Origin of the sequence: Streptomyces niphimycinicus (assembly GCF_018883605.1) — a bacterium.
In the GTDB taxonomy this organism is placed as follows: Bacteria; Actinomycetota; Actinomycetes; order Streptomycetales; family Streptomycetaceae; genus Streptomyces; species Streptomyces niphimycinicus.
The window spans coordinates 1-12847 of sequence record NZ_JAHLEM010000102.1 but is presented as its reverse complement, the minus strand read 5'-3'; the positions used below and the strand labels follow the sequence as shown (position 1 = coordinate 12847).

General features: G+C 68.1%; 11 protein-coding genes and 2 pseudogenes. 7 read left to right on the top strand and 6 right to left on the bottom strand.

Going from position 1 to position 12847, the window contains the following annotated elements; all coding sequences use genetic code 11:
* A pseudogene (locus KN815_RS12180) lies at nt 1-454 on the bottom strand (IS6 family transposase); the annotation flags it as partial.
* 265 nt (nt 455-719) lie between these two features.
* Between KN815_RS12180 and KN815_RS12175 the strand changes: the two are divergent.
* The gene (locus KN815_RS12175; RefSeq protein WP_253208916.1) at nt 720-1325 is read left to right on the top strand and encodes a PadR family transcriptional regulator; all 606 of its coding nucleotides are present in this window, start codon (nt 720-722) and stop codon (nt 1323-1325) included.
* A gap of 108 nt (nt 1326-1433) precedes the next feature.
* The gene (locus KN815_RS12170) at nt 1434-2507 is read left to right on the top strand and encodes a hypothetical protein (RefSeq protein WP_216341801.1); all 1074 of its coding nucleotides are present in this window, start codon (nt 1434-1436) and stop codon (nt 2505-2507) included.
* A 52-nt stretch (nt 2508-2559) separates the two neighbouring features.
* On the opposite strand, the gene KN815_RS12165 is transcribed toward KN815_RS12170, so the two are convergent.
* A complete protein-coding gene (locus KN815_RS12165) occupies nt 2560-3642 on the bottom strand; it encodes an IS110 family RNA-guided transposase (RefSeq protein ID WP_216341800.1) in 1083 nt (360 codons plus the stop codon).
* A 1116-nt stretch (nt 3643-4758) separates the two neighbouring features.
* On the bottom strand, nt 4759-5076 hold the full coding sequence (locus tag KN815_RS12160) for a hypothetical protein (protein WP_216341799.1): 318 nt from the start codon (nt 5074-5076) through the stop codon (nt 4759-4761).
* A gap of 1099 nt (nt 5077-6175) precedes the next feature.
* Between KN815_RS12160 and KN815_RS12155 the strand changes: the two genes are divergently transcribed.
* Entirely contained in the window at nt 6176-6757 is a 582-nt protein-coding gene (locus tag KN815_RS12155; protein WP_253208915.1) for a recombinase family protein, read from the top strand.
* A 77-nt stretch (nt 6758-6834) separates the two neighbouring features.
* On the opposite strand, the gene KN815_RS12150 is transcribed toward KN815_RS12155, so the two are convergent.
* Nucleotides 6835-7341, bottom strand: coding sequence for a hypothetical protein (locus tag KN815_RS12150; protein ID WP_216341798.1), 507 nt, complete (start codon nt 7339-7341; stop codon nt 6835-6837).
* A gap of 802 nt (nt 7342-8143) precedes the next feature.
* A complete protein-coding gene (locus tag KN815_RS50215; protein WP_253208914.1) occupies nt 8144-8509 on the bottom strand; it encodes a GmrSD restriction endonuclease domain-containing protein in 366 nt (121 codons plus the stop codon).
* Nucleotides 8510-9101: 592 nt separating this feature from the next.
* Here KN815_RS50215 and KN815_RS12140 point away from each other — a divergent pair.
* Together KN815_RS12140 and KN815_RS50210 are read left to right on the top strand one after the other, a co-directional pair.
* Nucleotides 9102-9785: pseudogene (locus tag KN815_RS12140) on the top strand (DNA/RNA non-specific endonuclease).
* Nucleotides 9782-9985, top strand: a complete 204-nt coding sequence (locus KN815_RS50210) for a hypothetical protein (protein WP_253208913.1) — start codon at nt 9782-9784, stop codon at nt 9983-9985. The pseudogene KN815_RS12140 and the gene KN815_RS50210 overlap by 4 nt, the downstream one beginning before the upstream one ends.
* 265 nt (nt 9986-10250) lie before the next feature.
* Here the strand turns inward: KN815_RS50210 and KN815_RS12135 are convergent, their stop codons facing one another.
* Entirely contained in the window at nt 10251-10739 is a 489-nt protein-coding gene (locus KN815_RS12135) for a hypothetical protein (protein WP_216341797.1), read from the bottom strand.
* Between the two features lie 510 nt (nt 10740-11249).
* On the opposite strand from KN815_RS12135, the gene KN815_RS12130 reads away from it, so the two are divergent.
* The gene (locus tag KN815_RS12130; protein ID WP_253208912.1) at nt 11250-11693 is read left to right on the top strand and encodes a hypothetical protein; all 444 of its coding nucleotides are present in this window, start codon (nt 11250-11252) and stop codon (nt 11691-11693) included.
* A gap of 12 nt (nt 11694-11705) precedes the next feature.
* The gene (locus tag KN815_RS12125; RefSeq protein ID WP_216341796.1) at nt 11706-12356 is read left to right on the top strand and encodes a hypothetical protein; all 651 of its coding nucleotides are present in this window, start codon (nt 11706-11708) and stop codon (nt 12354-12356) included.
* The last annotated feature ends 491 nt before the right edge of the window (nt 12357-12847 follow it).

The following is a 12847-nucleotide window of genomic DNA, read 5'->3' as shown; positions in this document are numbered from 1 at the left end:
TGCCGCTGAACGCGGACAGGAATCTCTGTGCTCCGCCGACCGAGCGCAAGCCCTTCATGGTGCGTTCGCGCTGCCAGGTGGGCTGGTGGGAGTTCTCGGCCCGGTTGTTCAGGCCCTTGTGGGAGCGGTGCTCCACCAGCGGCACCGCCTCGCGGTGGGCGGCACCGTAGGAGCGGAGCTTGTCGGTGACGATCACTCGTGGCACCGACTGGGCGACCTTCATCAGCTTCCTGAAGAACCGCTTGGCCGCGGCCTTGTCGCGGCGGTTCTGCACGAGTACGTCGAGCACGTTGCCGTCGGTGTCCACCGCCCGCCACAGGTACTTCCGCTCACCGTTGATCTTCACGAAGACCTCGTCCAGGTGCCATTTGTCCCCCGGGCGGGAGCGCCGGCGACGCGGCGCGTTGGCGTAAGCCTGACCGAACTTCAGGCACCACCGCCGGATGGTCTCGTGGCACCTCACACCGCAGGACCAGGCGGTGTTCGCGGCTCCGCGGAGCATCGACGTGATCGTGCATCAGGCGAAGGAGGACGGGGGCGTGGTGGGCTCTGCGTACTTGACATCTCCACTAGTCTGAGATTCAGAATAGTGGGAGAGCGCGAATGGTCGGACAGCGGGCCTGGGAGGGCTCCGGGCCTCCTGCCCATGTCCCCCTGGCTGCTGATCACTCCAGGCGCCCGGCATCCGGAACGGCGGATGCCGGAGTCCGGGCCGGCAGGTGGCCGGACGGACCGGTGGGCGTATCCCCATCGGCCCCGGGGGCATCCTGCTCGGGCGGGCGGACGAGGGCGTATACGGCAAGGAAGGGGACGGTCGGACAGTGGCGGCGGACACCAAGGGGGCGTGGGTGCGGGCAGTGCTCCCGCTCTGCCTGCTCGGCGCACTGCGGCACGAGGAGAGTTACGGCTACGCGCTCCTTCAGCAACTGACCGCGGCTGGGTTGGATTCCGTCAAGCCGGCGACGCTGTACCCGGCGCTGAACCGGCTCGCTGAGGACGGCGCGGTGGAGGTCCACTGGCGCGCGGGCGAGGGCGGGCCGGGACGCAAGTGCTACCGCATCACGCAGGCCGGCCGGGAGCGGCTCGACGCGGAGTGGTCGGCGTGGGAGAACTTCGGCGCGTCCGTCTCCCGCCTGCTGACCGGCCCGGTGCCGGCATCCTCCCCACCCGGTGCCACAGCCCCACCCGGGGCCCCTGCCGCGCACCCGGCACCCACCGCAATCCCGGACCCCGTCGGCGCACGGCCGCTTGGGGCTGGGCCACACGGGAGCGGGCCCGCCGACATGCAGCCGACCGACGCACAACAGCCCGGCGTGAGCACATGACCCCGCGCCGGCGCACCAGCGCACCGGCCGACCGGACACCGTCCGCACCGTGGACTGCACCGGCCGGCAGACCCTGGGGACCGACGGATGACGAGGACAGGACCGAAGGTGACATCACAGCAGCACAGGCTCGGGCAGGACGACCCCGAACAGTCGGGGAGCGAGGTGGCGCCCCGAACGTGGCCCCGAGAGGAGGACGCGCGGTGGGCGGGCAGGTTCCGGCTCCGTCTGATCCTGCGGCACGACCCCCCGGACGGGCTGGGCGACCAGGTGGTCGACGAGGTGTACGAGGCCGTCACCGACTCCGGCCGCAGCGCGCACGAACTCTTCGGTGATGCCGACGACTTCGCCGCCCAAGTGGCCGCCGAACGGATCGACGACGCGCACCGGAGCCACCGCGACATGCACGGCGTCACGCCCGGCGAGGGTTTCCGCGGGGGGCTGCTCCGCCTCGGCGCGGTCGGCGTGTTGCTGTCTTTGTACGGCTGGTTCAGCAGCGGTCTGGAGTTCACGATCGGCTGGCGGGAGCTCGTCGGCATCCCCCTGATCGGCACGGTGCCGTTACTGGGCGTCGTCGCGCTGACGCTGCGAACCGCGGGTCGCCCGCGCGGGGCGTGGACGGCGATCGTCGGAGCCGTCGTGATGGTGCCGGTTGCCGCCCTGGCCATCGGCTCCCTCCCTGACGGGCCGCTGTTCTCCGCGCCGGCACCCGCCGTGGTGGCCCTCTCCGCGCTGCCTGCCGTGATCGGTTGGCTGCTGCCGGAGGAACGGGTGAGTCGCTGGTTCAACGGCCCGGAGGCGGCACACCACGACGACGAGGCGTGGCTGCGCCGGCTCGATGGGGTACTGCGGGGCGCGCACGGCTTGTCCCCGAAGCAGGCTCAGACCCATGTCGAGGAGGCCCGCGCCCATCTGGCCGCCTCCGGCGGAGAAGCCCACGAACAGTTCGGAACCCCGCAGGTGTACGCGCTGCGGCTGGCTGACGGGCCTGGCGCGTCCCGCCGTGCGGCCCGCCGGGAGCTGAGGTCCGGCCTACTGTTCCTGCCCATCTTGGCCATCACCCTCTCGGAGGTCATCGACGATCCCGATCCAGGCTCCCCCTTCACCTGGGTGCTGCCCCCCGCAGCCCTCCTGTGGGCCTGGTCCCTGTGGGGCCAGTACCGCGACACCCGCTCGCCCTGACCCCGGCCGACCGCACCCCACATCGGGTCCCGCCCGAGGCTGCTATGTGGTGTCAAGCGGCTTGAGTAAGTTCCTCGATGCTCCCGGTCTTGGTGCGGTCAGTCCGTTCGAGGGTCTTGAAAATCGAGCGGCAGATGACTCGCTTGAGGCATCTCTGCGCGTCGCGAGGGGTCTTCCCCTCGGTGATTCTGCGGGCGACGTACGCCTTCGTGGCGGGGTCAAGCCGCATGCGGATCAAGGTGATCGTGTGCATGGCGCGGTTGAGCTGCCGGTCTCCACTCCGGTTGAGCCGGTGGCGGTTGGTGAGTCCGGAGGAGGCGGGGATCGGCGAGACGCCGGCGAAGGACGCGAAGGCTGCTTCCGAGCGGAACCGGCCCTGATGGGACCAGCTGACCAGGATCTGAGCTGCGGTGATCGGCCCGACGCCGAGCAGGCCGAGGAGCTCTGGGGCGACCTCCCGGACCAGGGTGAGGATCTCTTTCTCGAGGTCTTTGGCCTCGGCCTGCAGGGACTGGACGCGCTGGGCGGTGGACCGAAGGGCCCGTGCTGTCATCCGGTACTCAACGTCCTGGGCCGTGCGGTTCCGGAGCTGAGCACAGTAGGTGACCTGGGCCGGGCGCTTGAGTTTCCGCAGCTCGGCGCGGAGGTCGTCGGGTGCGGAGACGATCAGGGCCTTGAGCTGGTTGATCGCGGCCGTGGAGGCGAGGACAGCGCCCTGACGGGTGGCGAGAAGGACACGTAGTGCCTCGCGCTCGCCACGGAGTCTGGGCTGGATCAGGTGCTCGGTGGACAGGGCATCCTTTGCGGCGCGGATGGCGTCGAGCATGTCGGTCTTTCGTCCGCCCCGGTTGGCGGCCCGCTTGGGCCGACATACTTCGACGACATGTTCGCCGGCCTGGCTGAGGAAGGACGCGAGTCCGGCGCCGTAGCTGCCGATGCCTTCCAGAGCCCAGCAGCGGCGTCCCGGGACGTGCTCGCGGGCGAAGTCCAGCAGGCGACGGTAACCGCGGGCGTTGGCCGGGGAGTCGGTGCTGGCCAGGACTGCTCCGATGGGGCTGACAGCCGCTGCTGCCAGGGTGTCTCGGTGGGTGTCGACGCCGATGACGCCGTCGACCTGTTCTGCGAGGATGGCCACGCGGTTGTTCTCCTTGATGGGCGGACGGCTGTGGTCGGCGTCGGCCTGGATGGAGTCACCGCGTGGCGAAACTGTGATGAGTCACGCCGCAAGGCGGACAAGCTGCTGATCAAGCCAACGGGTGGGCCAGGCTCGACGCCGATGTCCGGCAGACATCTCGGGGGAACGACAGCCCCTGACGGGGCGCCAGTTATGTTTCGAGTCATGCCGGATCATCGGCGCCGAGCCTGGCAGCAACCCATCCCGGGCCGCAGAAGAACTCTCACAGTTATGTTTTTCGCGGCCCTGCAAGAGGGCCGCCGGCCTCCGAGCCCAGCTTCACTGATCTGGCAAACGTGCAGGTCATAGGGGTTCGACTCTTCGGGGTCGGGCCCCCTTCCTCCGCACGGCGGCGTCCAGCTCGCCTTGAGTTTCCTGGCCGGCCCCGGCCAGGTCGGCGATCTCGCGGCACACCCGGGTCACCACGACCACGGATTCGACCTTCCGCCCATCGGCTAGCCGGCGCAGCAGCCCTCGGGCCCGGGCGTCCGTATCCGGCCCCTTCCTGGCCTTGCCTGTGGCCCACTGCGCCGGAGGGGGTGCGCTGCGGGCCTGGACGATTCGTTCGACGGCCGGTGTCGACAGCCCCGCTCCGTCACGCGCACTCGTCCAGGCCGAACCACTCCGTGGGCCGTGCGAACGCCTCGGTCCTCGTCCCACGCCGGGGCCACTGCCTGGTCCAGATGCACCCGCAGCCCGCCGTGCCGCCAGTGGATGTCGACCACGGAGCCGACCGGCACGCCGTCGGACTGGGCGAAGTCGAAGCGGGCCTGCTCGCCCCGGCCATGAAGCCAGGTGGCGGCCGCGGCCTTCACGTACAGGTGGTCGGCGCTGGCCACGTGCCGCCTGGCATCCCGCAAGAAGCCCCACCCCTTTGCCCCAACTCATCGTGTTACCAGCGTCGTTGATCCCGGCGTCGCGTTCAGCCAGCGGCAGACCGTCATCGGCCGGCGTGACCGTGCGGCGTCCGCCCAGGTGGCCGGGGTCGCCCAGTCGGTTCGCCGCACCGATCCCCAGCTCGGCCGGCGGCTGGCGGTGGCTTCGGCAAGTCTTGCCAGCCCCGAGTCGTGGTCGGCCCTACTCGCCCTGCACAACCAGCAGGAAGGCGATGCGCTCAAGCTCCCCGGCTTCGTGGCGACGGAGTCCGATCTGGACAGCACCGGGCAGACCTTCGCGGCTGCCGGGGACACCCGCGTAGAGTTCTGGAACGTCCAGACCCGCAAGAAGTTCAGTTCCTACACCGCTCCGGCCAAGGTCCACCAAGTGGACCTTTCCGATGACGGCAAGACGGCCGCCGTGAGTACCGACGACGGATACACCCGCCTGCTCGACGTCTCCAGCGCCCGCCGCCGCCACGCGCACGCCTACCCCACCGCCAAGCAGGACGGCGAACACTGGCCGGTGATGGGGGTCAGCCCTCTGGGCACCTACCTGATGGTCCAGACGATCGGCTCGGACCTGAAGACCACACTGGCCATCTGGGACAGCCGCACCGCCCGCAAGATCATCACTTTGAGCACCCGCGCACCCAACGGTCTCTTCTGGGACTCTTCGTTCTCTCCGGATGAACGAGTGCTCTCCCTGCCCGCCAGCGAGGGGAAGGCGTTCACCTGGATCGACCTGCGCGCCAAGAACATGAAGAAGCTGCCTGTCCCCTTCCCGTACTACGGGCTCAAGGCCAGCGACATCGAAATCTGGGCCCTGCCGTCACGAACCAAGCGTTTCACCGTGACCTCGCGCGCGGAGGACGCAGGATACGCCGTGGAGGAGATCCAGCTCAGCCGCGACGGGCGTCGGCTCGCTGTGCTCGCCGGTACGACGATCGAGATCTGGGACACGGGCGGAAAGAAGGGATCAAGGCTCGGCAGCCTGCCCATCCTCAGGAAAGACCAGCACAGCGGAACAACCACGGCGTTCGCGTTCTCACCGGACGACAAGGCACTCGCCGTCCAAGCTGTGACACTAAACGGCACCAACGTGCTCACCTTCTGGGATCTGACCACCATGCGCCAGACCCGTCAGGTGCGCGCCGACCTCGGCTACCCGGACAACGGAGGGGCCGTCTTCTTCCTTCCGGACGGCAAGAGCGTGATCGCCGCCCCGAACTTCGGCCGGGTCGCGTTCCCCTCCGGCAGGATCGTCACCAAGGGCGCCCCGAACCTGGAAGTGGACTCCGTCAGCGACGACGGGACGGTACTCTACACCTACCCCCGTGGATTCCGGTCCTACGTCCGACTCTGGGACGCTCAGACGCTCCGGCCCACAGGGGAAGACCTGCGCACCGGTCCCGTGAGCCCGCCCTTGACCGCGCCGGAACGAGCGACCGCCGTCTCACCCGACGGCCGACTCTTCGCCACCGTGCACCAGTCCGGACTCGGCTACCAGACCAAGGTGTGGGACAGCCGCACCGGTAACGAGCTGGGCGTCCCGCCCGTAGGGCCCCTCAACGAGATCGTCGCGCTGGCGTTCTCTCCCGACGGCTCGACCCTGACCAGTGAAGACCGCGCGGGAGATCAAGGCTCACGCCCCGCACTGCCGCGTCATCTTCACCGTGTACGAGATGAAACGGCTAGGATGCGATGCCGCCGAGCTGACCGCGCTCGCCGACCACCTCACCGCGCACGGCCTGGTGCTGGAGATGCTCGCGGACCCCCTCCAGGGGATGTACGACCCCAGCGGCGCCGGAAGACTACTGTTCGCGTTCTTCGCAGCGATGGCCGAGACCGATCGGGAGAACATCCGCGAGTCGACGCTGGAAGGACTCGACACCGCGGCCCGCAAGGGCAGGCACGGCGGTCGGGCCCAGATCATCACCGACGACATGCTCCACACCGTGCTCCGCCGCCGCACGAACGGCGAGTCCGTCGAGCAGATTCAGCCCGACCTGATCATCCCCACGGGCAAGCGCAAGGGCCAGAACCCCTCGGTGGAGAGCATCTGCCGGGCGCTCGCCGAGCACGGAAAGGCTCAGGCGTACCCCGAAGCCGTCGAACAGGCCCACGCCGACTTCGCCGCCCTCCAGGTCAGCGAACTCCCCGGCCCGCGCACGGTGGATCAGCCAGAGCCCGCCCCGTGACCACGTACCCCGGTTCCTGTTGCCACTTTCTGGCGTACTCCGGCTGCTCTCCCGCTACGCCCGCTGAGCCCCGCGCTTCACTTTCCGGAGATCTTGGCGCGGGCATCGGCCAGCAGTTGGAAGGCGTGCTTGCGGTCCTGCTTCAGGGTGCCGTCGACTCCGTCGACGGTGACTGTGATCAGCTTCCTGCCCTCGCCTGCGTAGGCTTCCACCCTGCCGCCCGCCAGGAACTCCTGGGGAGGGTCGGCCCGGTAGGTACCGCACGCCCCCTTGGCCCCCTTGAAGGTCTTGGTGACTCCGTCGGCCGACGTGGCGTGACACTTCCCGCCGACGTACTTGGCCATCTGAGCGGGATCCTCCTCATCGAGGATTTCCAGCGAGAGCTTCCCGAAGGTGTGGAGCGGCCCGCTCGTACCGCCGCCCGCCGCCCTGACCGAGATATTGACCAGGCACGACCCCTTACCGTCCTGGAAATGCCCGTTGACGTCGGCGAACTTGTTGTCGCCGAGCGCCGCGGCGACCGTTTCCGGCTTCAGGTAGTGGCCGCAGCCCGTGTTCACCCCCTTGGCCAGCGCTGTGGTCACCGAGGGGCCGGCCTCGCTCCTGCCACCTCCTCCGCACCCGGTCATCAGCAGCACCACAACCAACCCGGCCCCAGCAGACCCGCTGCGACGCATCTCCGCCCCCATCACCCTGGCGCATCACCGCTACCCGTTCATGGCGGCAAGACCTTAACAGGGATGCCGCTTCAACGGAGTTGGAACCACCTCGAGACAGTCGAGTCGGACCAGAACGCATGAGACGGGTGCTATCAACCAGTCCCAGCGAACCAGAAGGGCCGGGCTGCCCGACAGGAGCTCGGCCAGGTCCTTTATCCGTCGCTATAGCGACCGGGTACGAGCTGGTGAAGGAAACTCCCCCGACCCCTGCACCAAGGGACTTCACCTTTCTCGCCCGACAGTTGCCAGTTGCCCTAAATTGAATGGGCTCCTGGGATGTTACCGAAATGGTCTTGTTGAACCGTCGCACCCCGCAGCGTCTTGTCCCTGGAGCGCCTCGTCCAAGAGGCGGCCATGACGATCCGTGTGGCCGCGGACACGATGCCCGGCCCTGCACCCACCCTCGCCGATCTCGTCTGACAGCGCGAAACTCCCTACGGCGCGCTGTATGTGCATCGTGATCATTCCGGCTGTCGAGTGGCGCAAACCAGGGATCAGGGACATGTTGATGCGATGGTTCGGCGGGTGAGGTCGGCCGTGTCAGGGATGTCCAACCGCCAGAAAACGCCGTTCACCGGGGGCTCCGGTCATCGGGTGCCTCACCTGGCACCAGTGGGTCCCCCGGCTCCCGGCGCGCCGGACACGCCGACACGCCGGGAGCGAGACATCAGGCGCAGGTGTCGAGCATGCCGGTCGGCGAGGCCCGTTCTTCCTCGTCCGTGGTGAGGGCGTAGGCGTGCTTGATCGAGATCCACGCACGGGCGTACGTGTAGCGGTAGCTGACCAGGTCCGGCTGCCAGTCGGAGGGGTCCCAGTCGCTCTTTGCCCGGTTGGAGCGGGCCGAGACGGCGATGAGCTGGGAATGGGCGAGATCGTTGGCGAACGCCCGGCGATCCGCGGTCGTCCACTGCGAGGCGCCGGACCGCCACGCCTCTTTCAACGGCACGACATGGTCGATGCCCTTGGACGCCGCGTCGAGCACCGCGCCGTCGTACGCCGAGCGCCAGGTGCCGATCGTGGCCCGGCACTGCACGTCCTGAGTAACCTCATCGCCGTCACGGGCGAGGACGATCTCGCGGGTGTCGCAGGCGCCGAACTGGGTCGCCCAGTGGGGGAACTTCGCCCGACTGTAGCCGGGGACATCGTCCTCGGGCCCGACGGTTCAGCTCGGCCAGCTCCGACCGGGCCTCCTCAGCAGTCGGGGGCTCCGGGAGCTCCGCCGCTGATACGTGAGCGGTGGTGGAGGACGCAGTACTTGGTGTGCTCGATGCGGCCCAGCTCGAGGGTGCGGAGCCTACGAGGCCGACGGTTGCCAGCGTGGCGGCCGCGGCAGCGGCCCAGCGACGAATCATCATGACCGTCACCGTGGCCTGCCCCACTGGGCCGAAAGCTCAATTCCCCGAGCTGTCACCCCAAAGTGGATACACGGCAGCGAGGCTCCATCTGCCCTCGAGCACGCAGGCATATCAACCGGAGACCTCCCGCACCGACCTCCTGCGCGGCGCACCCTCCGCCCACGTCACTTGACGCGGGTATCTCGAGGTCGAAGCTGCTCCTCAGCCATTCAGGAGAGGTGACAGGCCGCGTCTGCGTGCGAGCCCGGGCAGTGCGGTACGTAGAGCGGCATGGCCACTCACCCCGGTCCCCCGCCGAACGCTGAGACCGTGAGCCGCGAATCCCTGGCGAACCGCGAGGGCTACAAACACCGCTTCCTGGGAACGGTTGTACCGCCGCCCGTGCCTGCGGATTCGGGCAGCGAGACAGTGATCCTCCCGTACACCGACTTCAGCGTCGTCTTCCGCCCGGACCGGCGCCTGGCCGAGGCAACAGCCGTCACGATCGACGGCGCGAACCTCATCGATGCGCCACGCAATGACGACTGGCGCTTCGACCCCCGCAATCCCGAAGCCCAACAGGCCGGCGGCCCCGTCTACAAGGACAACCCCCTGGACAAAGGCCACCTGGCCCGCAGACTTGACCCGGTATGGGGCGTGGAAGCGTCCACGGCGAACAGCGACACGTTCCACTACACGGACACCGCTTGGCAGATGGACATCTTCAACCAGGGCAAACAGCTCTGGTAGGGGCTGGAGAACTTCTTGCTGGACCACGCCGAAGACTTCGGCCGCAAGCTGACGGTCTTCACCGGGCTCGTGCTCGAGGACTCCGATCCGCCCTACCGGGGCATCCAGGTACCGCTGCGGTTCTGGAAAGTCGCCGCGTTCATGCACGACGGGGATCTCGCGGCCACCGCCTATGTGCTCGACAGAGCCCCGACCTCACCAAGGACGCCGCCGCCCAAGCCATGACCGAAGCCAGGCGCGCGGGAGACCCTCCTCCGCTCGGCGCCTTCCGTACCTTCCAAGTCCCTGTCTCCGACATCGCCAACCTCACCGGTCCGGACCTGGGACCGCTACCCGCCGCGGACCGGCTCCCTACCCGGGTGCGGGCAGCACGGCGCTGGACCCTTCTGGAGTCCTACGACGACATCACCATGCCCACCTCGTAGAGTCGATCTTCGGGTCGTGTGCCTTCCAGACCTGCCCGTCTCCGCCCGTCCCGATCAGCTCAATGAGCCGGTCGCGCCCGTCCAGAATGGCCCCTGACTGCACAGCTCCCCCTCCGACGGTTACCGCGGCACATGGTCTCCCACGGATCTACCCGTCACGCTACGCCGATGGATCCTTCCGCGGCAGGCGACCTGAACACGCACTGCTGAGCTCGGCTTCCTCCCCGGAGGGGAACGCTGTACGCCGTGATACTCGCTGACTCCTCTACGGGTGGTAGATCTCCTGCATAGCGGTGATCTGGTTCTGGCCGTTGACGCGGTAGTGGAAGTACGGGGTGTTGGTGAGCTCGTGGTTCACCAGCCACTTCGGGGCGACCTTCACGGTTGTGGTGTCGCGGAGGACCTTGACGGAGGCGCCTGAGGCGAAGCCGAGCGACCGGGCCGCTCCGCTCGGGGTGTAGACGACGTCCTCGTCGTTCTCCGTGTTGACCTTGCACGTCTGCGGGGTAACGCGCACGACGGTCTTGCCGTGGGCCTTCTTGGCGGAGTCCAGCTTGAAGAAGTGCTTGTACCCCGCGGGCAAGTGGCACGGCTTCCAGGCCGTACTCGTGGTCCTGGCCGAACCGGCCTTGGTGGACACGGTCGGGTTGTTTGCCGCCAACCTCGGGCTGGCGCTGGAAGACCCGCACTCGACGACGAGGAGCGCGGCGGCGGAGGCGAGGACGACGAGGGCGGATGCGTAACGGTGGTTCATGAACATCCTCTGCTACGAAGATCTGCTGACACCAAGGGAGATACTGGACCGGGGGTATGGGTTCCACCAATCGTCGGCGGTTATGGGACGGCGGCAACCGCCACACTGCGGAGAGGGCCGTATCCGGGCCCGAGTGAGCAGGCGCTCCCCTGCCCGGTGAGATCTTCGGGGTGATCATCGCCGCAGCCGTTCAGATCAACGAGACCCGCGGCATGGTGCCGGGCTGTACCGCCTCGGTGAAGTGGCCCCAGCAGCTCCGCCACCCCCTTCGAGGCGTTCACGACGTGCCCGCCCCCGCGGGGCGACGTGGTCGCCGAGCCGATGAACCTGGAGGCGGGGGAACCGTCTGCGACTTCTGTCCCTCGCCCCACCCCCGTCCACGGACACGGCACAGGACTGCCGACCGCGCATTGCAAGCCGTGACACGCACGTGTCGAATGCTTGGCCGAAAAGATTACTTGTCGTGAAAATCAGGTGATGTGAGGCGACGGTGCGTGGCATGGTCGCGTCATGAAGAAGATCGCAACGGGGGCTGCCACGGCCATCGCGGCAACCGCTCTTCTCACCGGTGGCCTGATCACGCCCGCACATGCCGGACCGGCCTGGGACAAGACCGTCAAGTGCGGGCAGAAGGACTGGGGCGGCAGGGTGGTCCCCACCCGCGTCGGCAACAGTGAACTGGGCTGGAAGCACTTCTCCGGCCGTCACAACATCAAGAAGTGCCGGATCGTCAACGCCGCCATCGACGGCAAGCCCGACCAGGTGAACGGCGCCCGCCTCGAGTACTGGGCCTACGCCTGGAACGGCAGCCGCCGCGTGAAGGTCATCGTCATCGTCCAGTGCGCCCGCAAGAGCGCCGACGGACGCTACGACGCCGGTCGCGGCCAGAAGATCGGCGTCATCACCGCCTACTGCAAGGGCCTGGACAAGTGCCCGAACTGGCTCAATGAGTGACATCGTTGCCCCGTGACATCCCTGTATGAAGACATCGCGGAGCAGCAGGCGGACATCACCCGCCTGCTGCTCCAGCATTTCCACCAACCCCTGGGCGGCGACCAGTTCGTCCGCGGCGTGCTGCCCGCACCGCCCACCCTCGAGGCCATCCGTATCGTCACCGGCCCCCTCGACACCACCACCGGCGAGCGGACTGCCTGGGAGCTCCCCCTGCGCGTCGCGAACTCCGAGGAGTTGTACGGGCCTCACGACGTTCTCGGCATCCTGCGGGCCCTGCACACCGGCACCCACATTCACTCCAGCAGCCGCGTCCGTACCCTGATGGACATGCCCTTGGTCCAGGTCGACGTGACCACGCTCAAGCAGGCACCGCCCCAACCGGACGACGACGCCTTCCTCATCCTGAGCACCCTCGTCGCCCCCTACACCGAACATGCACCCGACCCACGCCTGCGCGGCTTCCTCTTCCAAGGCCCCGATCGGCTGCGTCTGTACATGGATCGCGAGGACGACATCAACGTAATCGCCGCCGACGTACGACCGTCGGGAGCCGTCACCGCACTGCTCGCGGCTCTGCCCTCCTTGCTCACCGAAGAGGAACGCCGAGGCCAGGACGACATCGACCCGCACTGCACCGCTGTGGTGGACCTGACACGTTGGTGACCTCACCCCGCGCCAGGAGCAGTTGGCCAAGGCGCACTCGAAGTCGTGCCGAAGGCCGGCCTACCTTCGTTCAACCTTGAGGTCGCCGTGGACGTCGGGAACCCAGGTGGGAGGCCGGTTGATGCCCTGCCGGATAGTTCGCGGACGGTGACGACGCGGGTGACCCACTCTCTCCGAACGGCCAGGGCCCGCTCATAGCAAGCTGCGTGATCAACCGCGCTGGCGGAGGTGCTGATGGGAACGCAGTCGCGATCACGTGGAGCTGGGGCGGGGCGCGGGAGAAGAATGTCGGCAGCGATCACGAAGGGGGCGCGGTCCGTGGAGCGGATAGTCCGCTGCCCTGGTGCGTCACACACCAGGGCAGCGGGGCAGTGGGCCTTCGTGGCACAGCTCTGAGCTGGTCAGCCGATGGGGTTGACGAAGGTGCCGGGATGGGTGGCGCCGCGCTGGTCGACAAGGCTGTCGGACTCCCAGGGCCACTCGATCTTGAG